Raw genomic sequence first — 16302 nt, 5'->3', positions numbered from 1 at the left:
ATCAATTCTGTTACACATTGCCTTGTATAAAACGATTCCAACCCGCTCCTCTCTATGGTGTGACTCCCTGTTAATTCCACCATTAATTTCCATTATAGTCTTTTGTCTAACTTCCAATATAAGCATTGGTGACTTCTGAAATAACATTGTTGTGACATATTCAGCTTTGATATGTACCAATACCAAAGAAGCCGTCACCTAACGGAATACATCCCGCCAGATAACGACTTCTATTCATACTAGCATTCCAGTAAGCCCGCTACATCATTGCACTGCTCATTCCAATACGCAGCGAAATGTCAGTATAGACTATACCTTGAATTTATTGATCTGTTCTTGCAGTTCCTCTGCCATTTGGGACAATGAACTCGCGGATGATGCAATCTCTTCCATGGAAGCTAACTGTTCCTCCGTTGCAGCAGATACGTTATGTGCTCCCCCTGCAGCTTCCTCAGCAATATTGGAGATCTGATCTACATATCCCACAACTTCATTCGTACTCGCTGACATCTCTTCCGAGCCTGCTGATACTTCTTGAATTTCACCCGCTACCTTGTTCACGGCATCTGAGATCTGTTCGAAGGCTTGGCCTGCTGCAGTTACCATCTCGATTCCAGCTTCGGTTTCGCTGCTGTTCACTTTCACAGCTTGTACCGCATGGCCTGTATCATTTTGAATCAATTGCACCAGGTCCGTAATTCGCTGTGCAGAGATCGAGGATTCCTCTGCCAGCTTACGCACTTCACCAGCAACGACAGCGAAACCTTTACCATGCTCACCTGCACGAGCTGCTTCAATCGCAGCATTGAGTGCAAGCAGGTTCGTTTGACGAGCAATGTTGTTGATAACCTCTGTGATATTACCGATCTCTGTAGAACGTTCTCCCAATCCCGTAACTAATGACGATAAGGAAGCAATGGAATTACGTACAGATCCCATTTGTTCTACAGCCTGTTTGATGATCATATTTCCTTCGGAAGACTGATTAGCTGCATCTACCGCTGATACCGATACACTTTGAGCAAGCTCTGCAATTTGTTCAGAACCTAAAGCCATCTCGCTCATTGCTTGGGATGAACGCTTAACGATATTTACTTGATCGGATGTACCTACCGCCAGCTCTTCCACTGTTTCCGAGATTTGTTTGGATGCACTTGTATTTTGCTCCGCACTAGCCAGCAGTTCTTCCGATGAAGCTGCAACTTGTTGCGAAGTCATAGATACAGATTGGATCATATTACGCAAATTACCTGTCATAACGTTGAAGGATTCTGCGAGGGTTCCCAGCTCATCCTTGTTCTTAAGGAGAATTGTCTCTCCTGTCAGGTCTCCATTTGCAATAAGCATCGCTGCCTCATTCATTTTTTGAATCGGTCTGGAGATAATGATCGAGATAAAGATCGCAATAAACAATGCGAGTACGATCGCTGTAATACTTAGAGCTACAATAATGACGAAGGCTCTATCGGCTGATTCAACCGATGAATTCGTAGCTGCATCTGATCCCGTATTGCCAAGTTCAATCAATTTAGCAATCGTGTCATTCGCAGTATACCATAGAGGATAGGATTCACTATGTAGTCTACTCGCCTCACCATAATTGTTATCTTTGCCGAACTCAATGAATGCAGGCATCTTTTCCACATAGGCATCGTAGTTTGGACTAAAGCTCTCATTGTATAGCTTCATGGCTTCTTCATTGTTACCAATCAGCGCAACGAGTTGTTTACGCTCATCCTCGATCTTGGTTAAGAGAAACTGCAAAGATTCATTGAGCTTGGTAATCTCCTCTTGGCTCGTTTCCACGATCACTGCCAAAGCAAGACGCTCCACATCGGATACATCACCATTCATCATACCTAGAAGGCTTACACTAGGCATCCACGTCTGGTCAATGTCATTTGCCTTGTTGGACATGTCCTTAATCTGTGTTGCTGAATAGATGCTTACAAAGGCAAGCAATGCGACCACGATTGCAAAACCAAGTAATAACTTCATGCGAATCGTTAACCTAAATTTCCCCGCCACGTTTCCCCACGTGTTCTTCATAGTTCCCACTCCTTAGCATCGTACATATCAATACTATATCGACAAACTCCGTCGTAAATTGTAGATATATCCCATCCATCTTTCATAAATTTCATTTAACAATGAAAATTTACAATCACTTTAGTAAAAGCTCAGAATATGTTCGGAAATTCACAGCACAAAAAGCCTCATTTTCCTGGCAACGCCATAAAAATGAGGCTCTTTTTATTTTCGCTTTTTCTATATTGGCTTTTACTATAAGTGAGGTAAATTTCTCAAACTGATGAATTAGCGAAAAATTCTTTGATGAATCTGAATGAAAAAGTCAGGAACGGACTTCGTGTATTGACGTGTAACAATCAAAATGACGCTGACCAAACTTCCCAGAATGAATCCACCTACAATATCTCCTGGGTAATGAACCCCCACATAGACGCGTGATACACCTGTTAGCACAGCCAGTAATAACATCCAGGAGCCGAAGCGACGGCCAATGAAAAACGATGCCGCAGCAAGCGCAAAGACAAAGGATGCATGCTTACTTGGAAAAGATGGATCAGGCACATGTGGAACGAGCTGGTTCACAACACCTTCCATAAAAGGCCTAGGATGGCCTACGATAGGAGAAATGCCCCATTTCGCTAACACAAGTGCCACTATAGAAGACACGCACGCATAGAACACGATGCGCTGCTTGTGGGCATCCCCAACAAACCATACCAGGACAAGCAGAGCAATCATGACCCATACGGCATACTCAGCTGAGGTAATCATAAACCAGTCAAGCAGCGGAATTCGATCCGCGAACTGATTAATCCAGTTAAAAATAGATTGATTCATATTCGAAGCTTAATACCCCCATTACACAAACCTAGATTATTTTTTACATATTAAATATAGACTAACTATTTGTCAAACAAACCACGAATCAACCGAACTTTCGAAATCAAACAGGACATTTGCCTTACTTTTTGTTAAAATGATTTGGGTTACATATACGAGAGCAGTTTGCTTCAATCCCAAGAGTGACTTCCGAATCGGTAGGATCTAGATCAGAATAATCCTATTAATCTATATCCTGCATTTCGAAGCCATTCGCTTTAAAGGATGCAAAATGCTGATACAAATGTCTAAGAAAGGTGAAGATTATGCACAAAAAATGGTTATGGGGGACAGCCCTAACCTTGGCGCTCATTGTTACAGGCGTCATTGTATACTACGGATATTCAATCGTTCATTTTGCCAATAGTATCTCGACAGCAGCCGGCTCTTCATCCGAACCCTCATCCGAGACAGAAACGAATGAAACACCAACTGCCACGATTCCCAAATGGGACGGCAAAGAGCGCGTTAACATTTTGTTGCTTGGAGGAGACTCCCGGGGAGATGACGCGGGGCGTTCCGACTCGGTTATGATCGCTTCGATCGATCCTGTCACCAAAAAGGCACATCTCTTCTCTGTATTGCGGGACACGTACGTTAGCATTCCCGGACACGGCAAAAGCAGATTGAATGCAGCCTTCTCATATGGCGGTGCCGAACTGACGAAGGAAACTGTCAGCAACTTGCTTGGTATTCCGATTCAGCATTACGTTTACACTGATTTCACTGGCTTCATAGCGCTTGTAGACGCGGTCGGTGGTCTAGATATCGACGTGGAGAAAGACATGTACTACACCAGCAAAGCAGACAAGCATATGTATGATATCGATTTAAAAAAAGGGCTACAGCATATGGATGGAAAAACAGCTCTCCAATATGTTCGTTTCAGACATGACGCAACCTCCGACTTCACTCGAACGGAGCGTCAGCGAATCTTCATAACAGAGCTTGCTAAGAAGATGCAGAGCACCACATCGCTCTTCAAGATTCCAGACATTCTGGAAGCCGTTGCTCCTTATATCGAGACAGATCTCAGTCCAACCCAGATGCTCAAACTGGCAGCACTCGGCTTCGACATTAATGCGAATGAGATTGACAAGCAACAGATTCCACCAAATAAGTTACTGACGAATGAGCTTGTAGGCTCCGCTCAGGTTCTTGGTGTGAACGAAGCTAGGCTCCAAGCCTATATTCAAGATTTATTCGCACAAGATGCAGAAACTCCAGAGGATGACGCAGCGAATCCAGATCAAAACAAAGATCTAAATTAGCATACACATACACAACATTCCGTTAAGGTGGCGATTCGCCACCTTTTTTTTATCCAATTCTCGCCATTTAATGCCCTCTTAATGTTAGAACGGTACCCTTAGAGGTGAATGTTTATTTGCAAGGAGGCGGTGACATGTGAGCAAACCGCGTATTGAAGAATGGACACAGCTACGAGGTATGGCGTTTCTTGCCATCGTTATGCAACACAATATAGCAGAATATATCTATCGTGCAGATATTGCACAGCCGGATTCCATTATGTTAACGATGATTTACCACCTGACTCGTTTTGGTACACCTACATTTGTATTTCTAGCAGGCGTGCTGTTATTTTATCATCATAGTCATAAGAAGCCCGACTACCCACGTTTTATCCGTAAACGGTTTGGGGATATTTATGTGCCTTTTGTGCTGTGGACTCTAATCTACTGGCTGGCGGTACGCATTTTCACACCTGAGTTCTGGCAATCAGGTACATTTGATGTTCGAAGCTTCATCCGTGAGTTGTTCCTTCCTCAGACGGGGTATCACCTCTGGTTTGTCCTTATGGTATTTCAGTTCTACGTATTGTTCCCGTTATTCCTTCGAGCAGCGCAGTTCGTACAGAGGAAACTAGGGAAGATGACCAAATTGACGGGAACACAGTCGGTTATCGCACTTGTTCTCATTGCGGCAGCATTATATACAATGCTGATGAAGTGGTCTTATTATGACATGGCTGGCTGGACAGCAGCTCTCTCTCCACCTTGGTCAACATTGCTGGAGTACCGCTCCTACTCCTGGGCAATGTATTGGTTCTATTTCTTACTTGGAGCTGTATGTGCTTGGGGCATAGAACATTGGAGGCATTGGATGGTTCGGGCGTTACCTTGGTTGGTATGCCTCTTCATCGGTATGTATATCTGGCTAGGTTACGATGTGCTTAAGGGCTCTGGGGATATTGTGAATCTGAATATTTCCACCTATCTGAAGCCAACAACATTCATCATTATCATGGCGCAGATGCTGATGTTATATGGATTCCTTGTTTTACTTCGCAGCAAAAATACTCGCTTCCAGCAACTATTTACGTGGATTGGCCGTTATTCGTTCGGCGGATACTTGGTACACGCCTTAATTATCTATTGCATTGCTTATGTGACTAGACCGTTACTATTAACAGGCTTGCACTTACCTGTTACACTACTTTCCTTCTTGGTAACTGTATCGATCTCACTTGCGATAAGCTGGGGACTATCGAAGTTGCCTGGCTCCCGGTTTACCGTTGGGCTGCAAAGGAGGAAACGTTCGAATTCACCAATACGCAGCACTGATGAATCACTACCGAGGCAAAAGGCCGGGTACAGTACATCGCTATCAACTAAGCAACAAGCGTTAGCTGAACCTGATGTTCATTAATTTACCATTGATGTTAATGTTTTTTCACTGACTCATTTCCAAGCAACTTTTGCTTGAAAAATATTGGCTTACAAATCGATCAGGGCATCCATCGGATAGACATGGATGCCCTGACCTGTTTCTTGAGCTCATTCTCATTCTGATTCAGCAGCAGCTGGATGTCCTGGAGCATGCTCATGAGGAGCAGCATGTGCCCCTCCCTTTCGATGAACCAATCGCTTCAGATCACCTGTTAATTCCTCTTTCATCTTATTAATCAGTTGTGTTTCACTAATGCCATGAGCTTCCGCGATTTGGGCTAGTGACTTTCCCTGTCTCAGCTGCTCTTCGAGCTGATCCGGAGTAATACCAATAAACTTCGCGATCGTCTTCTGATTCATAGCAGGATGTTTTCTGCCATGACCTGCAAATTCCCGTCGCAACTCCCTCAGTGGCGTGTTGATAACCTTCTTCAGCTTCTCATCCATACTTGCCTTGGCAGCTGCAGCTTGTTCTTTCGTTAAACAACCATCAGCTGTGGCTTGATCTAAGCGCTTCGTAAGAGAAGGCTTTAACTTCTGCAGCAATTGTTCCTCGCTAAGACCTTTTCTTTCCTTTGCGATCTGAGACAATGTTTTGCCAAGCTCCATCTGTTCCTTCAAATCCCGAAGGCCAATCCCCAGTAGATCTGCCGTCTCGCCAATCATAAACAGCCCATGTCCTGCTTGAATGCAAGGTAGTTTATTGGGAGCGGACGTGGAAGATGAATTTTCCTTTGGCGTGTTGTTCGGTTCGGAGAACGAGTGTGCAGATACTGCATATCCATTGGAGGCTACTACGAATGTGGCTATGATCCCACTAGCCAACCATGTTTTCCATCTGAGTTTCATTACTGTACCGCCTTTCCTATGTCGAGGTTCGTTTTCTCTAGTGTGAACCTAATCCTTGCTTTTTTATTCCAAGATTTTGCATCATTCATTAAATGATTACATGATAGACTAATCAACCACAGCAATAAGCCGCTGCACACTTCTGCCGATTCGTCACTCGACGAACTCAGCAAAAGTTACAACGGCTTCTGTCCCTACACCTTTGGTACTTGTAAACGTGATCTCACCATGCATGGCTTCTACAATCCTGAATGTCACCATCATGCCCAGTCCTGTGCCTTTGATTTTATTCGAGAAATAGGGCTCTCCAAGACGAACTAGCGCCTCTTCGTCCATTCCTTCTCCGTTATCCCGCACATGTACCTTAACGGTACCATCTTGAGCATATGCCCAAATATCGATCTGACCGGTTCCTTGTAGAGCCTCAATACTATTTTTAATAATATTAATAAAAGCTTGTTTGAACTTAGACGAATTACCTCTGATCCATAAATCTGGAGGAATATCTGTTGTGATCTTACCACCCTCTAGATTAGCCATCGGCACGAGAATGCCTTCAATATGATTGAATTCATCCGCAATATTAAGAGAGATGATATGATCAAACTCCGGTTTGGCAAATGTAAGGAAGTCCGTTATGATCCCTGATGCTCGATCAAGTTCTTCCAACGCAATCCGCACGTACCCTTTGTTTTTATTATCCTCCTGCTCTGTCATGAGCTGCAGAAAACCTCTTGTAACCTGTAGTGGATTACGGACCTCGTGAGCTACCGAAGCAGCAAGTTCACTAATAATCTCCATCTTCTCCGACCGTTGCAACTCGTTATTGAACAGCTCCAATTCTTTGGAATATTCAATGACCTTTGTATGCTTCGCTGCGAATCGATTACCGAGAATAGCAATAAGCGATACGATGAATATAACGATGGCCCACTTCCACCACAACAGATGATACATCCCATTACGTTGATAATAGAATACCAATTCTGCAATGCTCACCAACGCAAATGTCCCATAACCCGCCGCGAGCAATATTCCTTCCCGATCTCGCTGAAGCGCCTTAGTAACGGTACCAATCATTAATAAAGTTAATAAAATGACGAGAATAATACCGTTCCCTTTTTGAACCAACAGGACATAGAACAGATCCCACTCACCACTAGAAACAAAATATAAAATTAATGCTAGGATAGCTACCATAGAGTACATGAGTTGAAACTTGCGTAGCTTGGTGAAGATCCGATAAGGCCCACTTCCAATAACCTGTTCGAAGAAATAACATAAAGCAGGCATCCCTGTTAACATGGATAGATCAAATAGAACAGAATACAAATTCCCATGTATTTGGTAGAATGTGTACAGAAATGGCGAGTACGTAATAATCATCGTGCCAATGGAACTTATGACAATGATTAATGAAATCCATAATCCGGTATAAAATTTCCCAAGAAAGAAGGTGCAGCTTAACATCGCAAGAGCTGTGAATAGGAACGTTGCTCCCAATATCACATCCAATAAGCCGTTGCGCATAAACTCTCCCTGTAGGACACTATAAGGCCCTACCTCAACCGTCCCGTATATCCCTATTTGACCATCCGTATTCTCTGCCCATACATACAGCTTCTGGTTAGAGTTCTCCATCGTCAATGGCAATAGTACTGCATTGTTATCGTAATTATAATGATAGTTCTCGTATACCTTCTGGTCTTCCAAGTAAATGACAATATGTTGACCTTTGATATTTTCGAACCGAATTGCATCATTATCCTCTTGTATCTCAGGAATGGTCAAGCGAGTCCAAAGTGATCCGGAAGGCGGGTTAATTATACTATTCTCTAATTTATCTACCCCTTGCCGTTCCCACACTTCATCATAATGCTTCGCTTCACTTATAAATCCCCGATCGTGTGCATTCCCCCACTTGACTTCCCACGTCATAATCGGAACAGGCTTGTCGTTCTCTTGTATAACCGCGGCACGAACCTCCAGCGGCCAGTACAGGAGTATCAATAAACCAATCCATAAGACGACGATAGCTTTGGGCACATTTTTCATTCACAGCACCTCAAAGTTCTTATTTTCTCCGCTTCTTTGACCCCGTTAACTCTACCATCTATTTTCGCCAAAGTTTCACGTGTCACCTTCTAAATTTAAATGAAAAATCACATTTTAGTTTAAGTTTATATTTTTTTCCAATTAACTGTTAAGAAATCGAATGAGAACAATGATTCAGTCCCGCAAATCTTCAAACTGGTTTACAATCATCTCTTGCTCTTTGCGTTCATACGAGTCGCGAAATGCCAACCACTGTTCCGTATCCTCATCCTCATATATAGTCCAAATGTCTGAGAATAAAAAATCTCTTAGCTGTACAACTTGTCCAGCCCATATTCCCCCAACCCAAAACAAACCATCTGGACGACGAATTACCGTACGGGAGAATCCCGGTGTAGAAGCCTTTTGTCCAATACGAATTCGTGTAATCATATGACCAAGTGTGTACCATTCCAAGGGGTATCCCTCCTATGTGTTCATGCTCCATCATACCATAGCCAAATCATGTAATGCTGTAAAAACGGTACTTACGATTCAACTCGCTCTTCCTGGTGTAATGGTTCCTCAAAGTAAAACCAAACATCCACGAGGAGATGATTCGAATGAACGAGCCACACAAAACGGTTGAGGTTGAGCACAAAGATATTCAACAAAAATCAGACTCTAGTATGGTTGCAGCCACATTTATTAAATATGCAGCATATGTTCTAATTTTCTTCGGTTTCCTGTACTTCTTGGTCAAATATGTATTTCCTAAATTTTAATTGACCCATTCATACTTGAAGAGTCTGAGGGGACAATATTGGTGGGAGAGTAAGATTACAATACCAGCCCTTTGGGTAACTACGAAGTAAGATGACTTCACACATACGATCACAGATCACGTTCCACCTTAATAAATAGGACTGAAGGGAGTTGCTACTCATGTCAGATAAACCAATTAGCAATGGAGAAAGCGACCGTTACTTCGACCGTTATCAAAGGTCACGCGATATTCCGCCAGAAACCGAGGTTCCTGTAGGAGACATGGATACATTTGATGAAGTTTCGGGCAGGCGGATCGAAATGGAAGAAGAACCTGAAATGTACCCTGTAGCGGCAACAGCTGAAGGAGATCGAGAGTTGGAGTCTAGAACAGCAGAACCTTCGCTGGAATCTGTTCCAGATGCTGACCTTGTTCAGCCAGACAGCCCTGTTGACCCTGCTGCACCTGATCCGGATGCACTTCACGGCACAGACTTGTTGAACGGCTTTGGCGCGAATGCAAAACCTCAGGACGATATCCTGCCTGGTCGCTAATTGGCCCAACTTGCACAACTAAGATTCTGAACTGAAGGAGGCTGAGACTCATGAAGGACGAGCACGCTCGACCTAAACCAGAACCGGATAATCTGGTTACAGAACGAGATATTGATCCAGACTTCGGCCTGTTCACGGAAGACTCATTCCCAGATGCACTTAAGGATGAAGATCAGCGTGATGCAGTGGAGCATGCCATCCCTAAGGAAGAACCAGATTCGAAGGATGCTTCTAATTGATAGCTAATGTTATACACATAAAAGTACCTTATTATTGTAGCTGAAACCTCTTCTTACAGAGAAGGGGTTTCTTGACGTAGCGAAGATGAATGAACGCCTTCCCTGTTGGTGACATAGACAAGCAAGGCGGAACTACATCCCGCGCGCAGTCCCCCCTTGTCATCATTCATTCTTCTTTTTACAACATCCATCACGTTTTGCCCTTCGTAGGAGCTTGGCTCGCACCAGGCAACTTATGCTCCAGACCAGACCACTTAGCAACGATGGCAGTCGCTAGCAACGCGATACCATTAATGATGAAGATCCACCGGATCGGTAGCCAGCCACCGAGAATACCGCCAATAATCGGCCCTGCCATTGTGCCAATCTGAGCAGCAGATTGATTGAGGCTGAACGCTCTGCCACGAAAGCTCGAATCCGTTACTTGTACAATCATGGCATTGATCGCTGGGAAGACTGCTGCGAAGAACAGTCCATAGACAAACCGAAGTATGCCAAATCCAATGTAACCTGTGGTGAAAAATTGCAACAAATTACCCACGGCCCCGCCAACCAATCCGATGATTAACACTTTGCCGAATCCGATTCGTGAACCGATCTTGCCCCAACGAGGCGCCATGATGACTGTAGCCACACCCACCGCAGAGAATATAATTCCTGAGCTTAAGGAGGCTCGATCTGGCTGAACGCCCATCTCCATTACATATACCGTCAGTAAAGGCTCTAAGATCATTACGGAAAAAGTACATATGCCCATCATACCAAGCACCGTAATAAACACACGATTCGCTCTGGCTTCACGAATATCATCCATCACATGAGAGCGCGGTTTATTCCGATTAAAATTCTCTTCCCTCACCCAGAACGTTGCGATCAGCGCCGAGACTAATACAACAATTGCCGAAAATAAGAAAGCATTCCGATTACCATAGTAATGACTGACAATCCCACCAATTAAGGGACCGATAATTCCACCGGTAGCCCCTGCCGTGGACATCACTCCAAGGGCATAGCCTGTCTTCTCTTCTGGTGTATTCGTACCTACAAGGGCAATCGCTGCCGGAACAAAACCAGCCAGCAATCCTTGAAACAGACGTACCACAATGAGAGAATATGGATCTTGCACGAAATAATTGATTAAATACAATACCGCAAGGCTGTATCCTGACCGAATCAGCATGGGCTTACGCCCGTATTTGTCAGCTAGTGATCCCCAGAACGGAGACACCAGCGCACTTGCCAGAAAGGTAATGCCAAATGCAAGACCTGACCAGAACTCCAAGTGATTCTGAACACCAAGATCGTTGCTCAGAAACAGTGGGAGAAACGGAATAGATATCGAGTATGCTGTACTGCAAAAAAATACACCGATCCACAAAATCGCCAGATTACGCTTCCACGAGAAGTTCATATCCCCCGCACGTCCTTTCCATCATTGACGCCGGGACTGCCGTGTATTGGAGCGAACGGAACAGACCCGTACGTCCCTGTCTGAGGAAGCATTTTCCTTATTTTACACCTATACTTTATTGAAGACCATCCCTATAAGGTATAAACGGTGTCATAGATTGCTATAAAGGATATAAAACAGGTATGATAGTTGATGGACTATCTTATCGTAATCAAGGATGAATACTACGATAGCAAAAGAACCAAGGGGGAACTTGTTCATGATTAATCGTCGGAAAAAATCAATAGCTGCATCGCTGATCATGGCGTTACTGCTCATTGTTATTAGTGGTTGTGGTCGCCCTTCCAATAGTGCGACGCCAGCTCCGGTAGAGCCTGAAGGCCCTAATCCTGTCGCTACCATTGAAATGGAAGACGGGCAAAAAATTGTTATTGAGCTATACCCGGACATTGCTCCAAATACGGTGAATAACTTTATTTCACTCGCGAACAAAGGATTCTATGACGGTACGATCTTTCACCGCGTTATTCCAGGCTTCATGATCCAAGGTGGCGATCCAGACGGTAACGGTAGAGGTGGTCCAGGTTATAGCATCAAAGGTGAATTTAATTCTAATGGTCATAAAAACACCCTGTTGCACACACGTGGAGTTATCTCTATGGCACGTGCGGACTCATTGGATTCAGCGGGATCACAATTTTTCATTATGCTTGGAAACGCGGAGCATCTGGATAACACCTTCGCTTCGTTCGGCAAAGTGACAGAAGGTATGGAAGTCGTTGACGCGATTGCAGCTCAGCAGCGTGGTGACCAAGATAGACCCCTTACCAACCAAGTGATGAAAAAAGTAACGGTGGACACCCACGGGCTGGAGTATCCAGAACCGGTGAAGATGCCTTAATTCCATCGAATAGGGCGTCATCTCAGCGTCGAATATGGAATTCAGCCGAAATAAGTGGATGCTTACGAGTTTTTTCCTTCGGAAGTGTTCAGCCATACACAAACAAAAGCTCTGCCTTATGCGAAATCGCAAGGCAGAGCTTTAACTATTGGTAGCGCTTGCATAAGTAATATTATAAAAGGAAATCATCTCTTGCGCTGCTTCATTCAAAGAAGCCCACCTAACAATCGCAACCAACCGATGATGGCAATCCACAGTGGGCAGCTAAAGGCAATGCCCCATGCAAGCCCTTTCAATAAACTCCGATTCATTTCCACGAACAACGACTCCTTTCATCAGGGGGATAGTCGCAGTATCGGTATTATCATATGAATTGATACCCATTTTCATTCGTCACAAGAGTATTCATTTCCTGCTTTTCTTCCGCATATTCATGGATTGGGGCTTAGTAACCTGATATACTATGACTACTGATTGATATAGGGAACCTTGATTCACCGCACGAAAGGAGATTTTATGATGGCAAAATCGAAAAAACACACACCTGCTCCCAAGGCAGCTCAGGATAAACCAACGACCTTGAAGGATCTGCTAAGCAGTGATGTGCTTGAGAAATTAAAGGCTCAGGCAGATGAAGCCAAAGCCGCAGAAGCTCAGCGGAAAGAGCAAGAGCGCATCAAGGCAGACGAAGCGCGCAAGGCCGAGCAGAAGCGCCGAGATAATGATTTTGAGTATTTATTAAATAACAGCTCTCTGGATTGGAAGAAGCATAAATAAGTTGTTTTTATGTAGGTACAGGCCTAGAATCGCACAGCGGTTCTGGGTCTTTTTCAATTTCGAGGGCTACTTATCGCATGTTCTCCTTCCCTTCAACGGTATAAGTTGCCGAGTCCTTCTCCCCTTCTGATTCACTAGCTATGGGTCGGGTATGTAGAAATAGAGAAGATACTTACTATGCATATCTATTATAAACGGAGGGATCAGGATGACTGAACAACGTTTAGAAGGTAAAGTAGCTATTGTTACAGGAGGTGGATCAGGTATAGGTCAAGCAACTGCCATCCGATTTGCCGAGCACGGCGCTAAAGTGTATTTGCTGGATCGAACACCTGAGAACGCGGAAGAAACAAAAAACTCCATTGAAAATATCGGTGGCGAGGCACACGTTATCGAATGTGATATATCTAAGCCCGACCAGGTACAGCAGGCCATTAATCAGGTTGCAGAAAGCGCTGGCCAACTGGATATCGTCTTTGCTAATGCAGGTATCAATGGTTCGATGGCGCCCATCGAAACGATGGAAATCGAAGACTGGGATCAGACCATGGAGATCAATATGCGTGGTACCTTTGCAACGATTAAATATGCGATCCCCCACATGAAGGAACGTGGCGGCAGTATGATCATCACAAGTTCAATCAATGGTAATCGTGTGTTCTCCAATATCGGATTTTCTGCATACGCTTCCAGTAAAGCTGGACAAACTGCATTTACAAAGATGGCCGCACTCGAACTTGCACAATATAAAATCCGCGTAAATGCCGTCTGTCCGGGCGCAATCGATACCAATATTGACGATAATACCTATCCATCCGATGACCTCAAGGAAGTTCAGATTCCTGTCGAGTTCCCTGAAGGGCATGAGCATCCGTTGAAGGATGAAGCCGGTTCTTCTAAGCAGGTAGCCAACGTGGTGCTCTTCCTCGCTTCGGATGAATCTTCCCATGTAACGGGTACACGCATCTATGTCGATGGTGCAGAATCCCTGTTACGCGGCTAATACGGATTTCTACCTCAAACTTAATAATCCCGCTAGCGCCTGCGACAGGACGCTACGGGATTATACTATACATATACCATGATGCTTCTCAGAACGTCGTACCTCTATCTCTCTTCATCCGGCTTCTTACTCGCGCTGGAATGGCAAAGAATAAACCATACATCAGTGAGAACATCACTATAGCAAGAATCTCTTCTCCTAAAATATAGACAGGATAAGGCCCTAATAAATCAAGCACTGAAGCAGTATCAGGCTTGTGTCGAAGAAACATATAATTCGCATCAAGGATTACATCCATAATATACACAACGAATGCCGCCACATTAACGAATACCATGGAAGCCACAACAGAACGCCAGGTTGGACGAAGCTGTTCCACCCAAGTCATATAGAGTAAAGCAAGAATAATACAGGCATGTGCAGTAAAAAATTGAATAAAACGAAAATGCGGATAGGCATATCCCAAGTTCGGCGTCACAATCGCCATAAGGGCTCCCGCAATGCCAGCAAAGAGCAGCGCACTATGCAACAAGCGGCTACGAGTTAACAATACAACCCCGGATAGTAGCAACGAAAGACTACACAGTTCAAGAGGCAACGAGGTTCGTAGGCTCCATACACCTCCATAGATGTACCAGGCCTGCAGCACAATCTCACAGCCGAACATGAACAAAGCCAGATAGATACGTATGTTCCGCCTTGTGCGATCAGACATTGCTCTCAATTCGTTTCGAAACAGATATGTTAGTAAGAGTCCAACGGCTATACATGCCATGGCCCACAGATGTGATTTGGAAAAAAAGACAAAGGGTTCGGCGTCAAATGGGTCGAGCCATGAGGGAAATGCCATACGTCTCTCCTTTCACTCCCGAATGAGCGAAGATCATCCTGGGATATTCTTCATTTTGCCATCGTTCTATCCGATTGTCCATGTCTCTTTTCCAGTTTGTCAGGACTGACATCAAGCCTCATAACAGTGATTAACTTACCTGTTGCTTTGTTATTATCTTTATGTTAAGATAAATTCAAGAACAAAACAAACTAAAAGTTAGTAACTTAAAATTAGTTTTTTCATAAATAAAACAACAACTCTCATCTATAACACAGAGCATTGTATTACATCTACACTACTTAGGAGGAATTCATATGTTAATCAAAGGACTTCACCACGTATCGGCTTTAACCGCACGCGCTTCTAATAACTATCAATTCTATACCAATGTCTTGGGTCTTCGCCTTATCAAAAAGACGGTCAATCAAGATGACGTATCAGTATATCACCTCTTCTATGGCGATGAGAAAGGTAACCCTGGCACAGAGCTTACCTTCTTCGAGATTCCAATGGCTGGCGAGACACGCGAAGGCGTGAACAGCATCTCGGCAACATCCCTGCGTGTTCCGAGCGATGCAGCTCTTACGTACTGGCTACAACGTTTCGATGAGTACGAAGTACCTCACGGTGAAATTACGGAGCGGGGTGGTCGATTGACCCTTTCCTTTACGGACTTCGAGAACCAGCGTTTGATTCTAGTCTCAGATGAACACAATTCAGGTGTCCCTGGAGGAAAACCGTGGGATCGAAGCCCTGTACCTGCTGAATACGGTATTATTGGTCTTGGTCCAATCCATCTGACGGTTCAAGATGCGTCGCTGACAACCCCTGTTCTTACGGATCTGCTTGGCTTCCGCTCTAAAGGTTCATACCCTGCTCTGGTTACAGGCCAGCCCGACATTCTGGTCTTTGAATCCGGTGACGGCGGAAGTGGTACTGAGGTGCATGTAGAAGAACGAAACGACTTACCAATTGAACGTCCTGGTCGAGGAAGTGTTCACCATGTTGCCTTCCGTGTAGACAACGAGGAAGAACTGAAGCAATGGGTAGACCGTGTAAGCAACTTCAAATTCCCGAACTCAGGTTTTGTAGATCGCTTCTACTTCCGTTCCCTGTATTTCCGAGAAGCCAATGGCATCCTGTTCGAACTTGCCACCGATGGCCCTGGCTTCGATACGGACGAAGAGCTTGAATTTCTCGGTGAATCTCTAGCCCTGCCACCATTCTTGGAAGGTCGCCGCAAAGAGATTGAAGCACAACTCAAACCACTCGATACCGTTATTCGTTAAAAGTGACGAACAGCATTCACATCATACTGCTTTCTGCAAAAAAAACG

16 protein-coding genes are annotated in these 16302 nt (G+C 44.4%); 9 read left to right on the top strand and 7 right to left on the bottom strand.

Features of this window, described 5'->3' with window-relative positions:
• Positions 1-309: 309 nt before the first annotated feature.
• Both V6W81_RS05570 and V6W81_RS05565 read right to left on the bottom strand, forming a co-directional pair.
• A complete protein-coding gene (locus V6W81_RS05570; RefSeq protein WP_338541985.1) occupies positions 310-2049 on the bottom strand; it encodes a methyl-accepting chemotaxis protein in 1740 nt (579 codons plus the stop codon).
• Positions 2050-2316: 267 nt separating this feature from the next.
• Positions 2317-2868 carry an undecaprenyl-diphosphatase gene (locus tag V6W81_RS05565; RefSeq protein ID WP_338541983.1) on the bottom strand — a complete coding sequence of 184 codons (552 nt, stop codon included), beginning with the start codon at positions 2866-2868 and terminating at the stop codon, positions 2317-2319.
• 308 nt (positions 2869-3176) lie between these two features.
• Here V6W81_RS05565 and V6W81_RS05560 point away from each other — a divergent pair, with 308 nt between their 5' ends.
• Together V6W81_RS05560 and V6W81_RS05555 are read left to right on the top strand one after the other, a co-directional pair.
• Positions 3177-4181, top strand: a complete 1005-nt coding sequence (locus V6W81_RS05560; RefSeq protein ID WP_338541981.1) for an LCP family protein — start codon at positions 3177-3179, stop codon at positions 4179-4181.
• 136 nt (positions 4182-4317) lie between these two features.
• Positions 4318-5580, top strand: a complete 1263-nt coding sequence (locus V6W81_RS05555; protein WP_338541979.1) for an acyltransferase — start codon at positions 4318-4320, stop codon at positions 5578-5580.
• A gap of 134 nt (positions 5581-5714) precedes the next feature.
• Here the strand turns inward: V6W81_RS05555 and V6W81_RS05550 are convergent, their stop codons facing one another.
• The 3 genes from V6W81_RS05550 to V6W81_RS05540 all read right to left on the bottom strand — a co-directional run bounded on the left by V6W81_RS05550 (position 5715) and on the right by V6W81_RS05540 (position 8960).
• Complete coding sequence (locus V6W81_RS05550; protein ID WP_145051201.1) at positions 5715-6449, bottom strand: hypothetical protein; 735 nt, start codon at positions 6447-6449, stop codon at positions 5715-5717.
• 153 nt (positions 6450-6602) lie between these two features.
• A complete protein-coding gene (locus V6W81_RS05545) occupies positions 6603-8504 on the bottom strand; it encodes a HAMP domain-containing sensor histidine kinase (protein ID WP_338541977.1) in 1902 nt (633 codons plus the stop codon).
• Between the two features lie 174 nt (positions 8505-8678).
• Positions 8679-8960 carry a hypothetical protein gene (locus V6W81_RS05540; RefSeq protein WP_145051207.1) on the bottom strand — a complete coding sequence of 94 codons (282 nt, stop codon included), beginning with the start codon at positions 8958-8960 and terminating at the stop codon, positions 8679-8681.
• A gap of 146 nt (positions 8961-9106) precedes the next feature.
• Here V6W81_RS05540 and V6W81_RS05535 point away from each other — a divergent pair, with 146 nt between their 5' ends.
• The 3 genes from V6W81_RS05535 to V6W81_RS05525 all read left to right on the top strand — a co-directional run bounded on the left by V6W81_RS05535 (position 9107) and on the right by V6W81_RS05525 (position 10042).
• Positions 9107-9268 carry a hypothetical protein gene (locus V6W81_RS05535; RefSeq protein ID WP_186323339.1) on the top strand — a complete coding sequence of 54 codons (162 nt, stop codon included), beginning with the start codon at positions 9107-9109 and terminating at the stop codon, positions 9266-9268.
• Positions 9269-9428: 160 nt separating this feature from the next.
• On the top strand, positions 9429-9803 hold the full coding sequence (locus V6W81_RS05530) for a hypothetical protein (protein WP_338541975.1): 375 nt from the start codon (positions 9429-9431) through the stop codon (positions 9801-9803).
• Between the two features lie 50 nt (positions 9804-9853).
• Positions 9854-10042: a hypothetical protein gene (locus V6W81_RS05525; RefSeq protein ID WP_338541974.1), complete on the top strand. Its 189-nt coding sequence runs from the start codon at positions 9854-9856 to the stop codon at positions 10040-10042.
• Positions 10043-10232: 190 nt separating this feature from the next.
• On the opposite strand, the gene V6W81_RS05520 is transcribed toward V6W81_RS05525, so the two are convergent.
• A complete protein-coding gene (locus tag V6W81_RS05520; RefSeq protein ID WP_145051216.1) occupies positions 10233-11453 on the bottom strand; it encodes an MFS transporter in 1221 nt (406 codons plus the stop codon).
• Between the two features lie 259 nt (positions 11454-11712).
• On the opposite strand from V6W81_RS05520, the gene V6W81_RS05515 reads away from it, so the two are divergent.
• From V6W81_RS05515 to V6W81_RS05505, 3 genes are all read left to right on the top strand, one after another.
• A complete protein-coding gene (locus V6W81_RS05515; RefSeq protein WP_338541972.1) occupies positions 11713-12354 on the top strand; it encodes a peptidylprolyl isomerase in 642 nt (213 codons plus the stop codon).
• A gap of 519 nt (positions 12355-12873) precedes the next feature.
• Positions 12874-13131: a YqkE family protein gene (locus V6W81_RS05510; RefSeq protein WP_145051223.1), complete on the top strand. Its 258-nt coding sequence runs from the start codon at positions 12874-12876 to the stop codon at positions 13129-13131.
• Between the two features lie 208 nt (positions 13132-13339).
• The gene (locus V6W81_RS05505) at positions 13340-14134 is read left to right on the top strand and encodes an SDR family oxidoreductase (RefSeq protein WP_145051226.1); all 795 of its coding nucleotides are present in this window, start codon (positions 13340-13342) and stop codon (positions 14132-14134) included.
• Between the two features lie 88 nt (positions 14135-14222).
• Here V6W81_RS05505 and V6W81_RS05500 read toward each other — a convergent pair whose 3' ends face one another.
• Positions 14223-14984 (bottom strand): TIGR02206 family membrane protein, encoded by a 762-nt coding sequence (locus V6W81_RS05500; RefSeq protein WP_145051229.1) that lies wholly within the window; start codon positions 14982-14984, stop codon positions 14223-14225.
• Between the two features lie 296 nt (positions 14985-15280).
• Here V6W81_RS05500 and V6W81_RS05495 point away from each other — a divergent pair, with 296 nt between their 5' ends.
• Entirely contained in the window at positions 15281-16255 is a 975-nt protein-coding gene (locus V6W81_RS05495) for a ring-cleaving dioxygenase (protein WP_056693981.1), read from the top strand.
• Positions 16256-16302 lie beyond the last annotated feature (47 nt).

It is taken from the genome of Paenibacillus tundrae, assembly GCF_036884255.1.
In the GTDB taxonomy this organism is placed as follows: domain Bacteria; phylum Bacillota; class Bacilli; order Paenibacillales; family Paenibacillaceae; genus Paenibacillus.
The sequence above is the reverse complement of the archived record's forward strand: the minus strand, read 5'-3'. Positions and strand labels throughout refer to the sequence as shown.

What these genes read in the sequence shown, in the direction of transcription:
- V6W81_RS05505 (WP_145051226.1), top strand. Translation starts at nt 13,340, where the DNA reads ATGACTGAACAACGTTTAGAAGGTAAAGTAGCTATTGTTACAGGAGGT.
- V6W81_RS05495 (WP_056693981.1), top strand. Translation starts at nt 15,281, where the DNA reads ATGTTAATCAAAGGACTTCACCACGTATCGGCTTTAACCGCACGCGCT.
- V6W81_RS05535 (WP_186323339.1), top strand. Translation starts at nt 9,107, where the DNA reads ATGAACGAGCCACACAAAACGGTTGAGGTTGAGCACAAAGATATTCAA.
- V6W81_RS05530 (WP_338541975.1), top strand. Translation starts at nt 9,429, where the DNA reads ATGTCAGATAAACCAATTAGCAATGGAGAAAGCGACCGTTACTTCGAC.
- V6W81_RS05500 (WP_145051229.1), bottom strand. Translation starts at nt 14,984, where the DNA reads ATGGCATTTCCCTCATGGCTCGACCCATTTGACGCCGAACCCTTTGTC.
- V6W81_RS05510 (WP_145051223.1), top strand. Translation starts at nt 12,874, where the DNA reads ATGGCAAAATCGAAAAAACACACACCTGCTCCCAAGGCAGCTCAGGAT.
- V6W81_RS05550 (WP_145051201.1), bottom strand. Translation starts at nt 6,449, where the DNA reads ATGAAACTCAGATGGAAAACATGGTTGGCTAGTGGGATCATAGCCACA.
- V6W81_RS05525 (WP_338541974.1), top strand. Translation starts at nt 9,854, where the DNA reads ATGAAGGACGAGCACGCTCGACCTAAACCAGAACCGGATAATCTGGTT.
- V6W81_RS05515 (WP_338541972.1), top strand. Translation starts at nt 11,713, where the DNA reads ATGATTAATCGTCGGAAAAAATCAATAGCTGCATCGCTGATCATGGCG.
- V6W81_RS05565 (WP_338541983.1), bottom strand. Translation starts at nt 2,868, where the DNA reads ATGAATCAATCTATTTTTAACTGGATTAATCAGTTCGCGGATCGAATT.
- V6W81_RS05545 (WP_338541977.1), bottom strand. Translation starts at nt 8,504, where the DNA reads ATGAAAAATGTGCCCAAAGCTATCGTCGTCTTATGGATTGGTTTATTG.
- V6W81_RS05560 (WP_338541981.1), top strand. Translation starts at nt 3,177, where the DNA reads ATGCACAAAAAATGGTTATGGGGGACAGCCCTAACCTTGGCGCTCATT.
- V6W81_RS05570 (WP_338541985.1), bottom strand. Translation starts at nt 2,049, where the DNA reads ATGAAGAACACGTGGGGAAACGTGGCGGGGAAATTTAGGTTAACGATT.
- V6W81_RS05520 (WP_145051216.1), bottom strand. Translation starts at nt 11,453, where the DNA reads ATGAACTTCTCGTGGAAGCGTAATCTGGCGATTTTGTGGATCGGTGTA.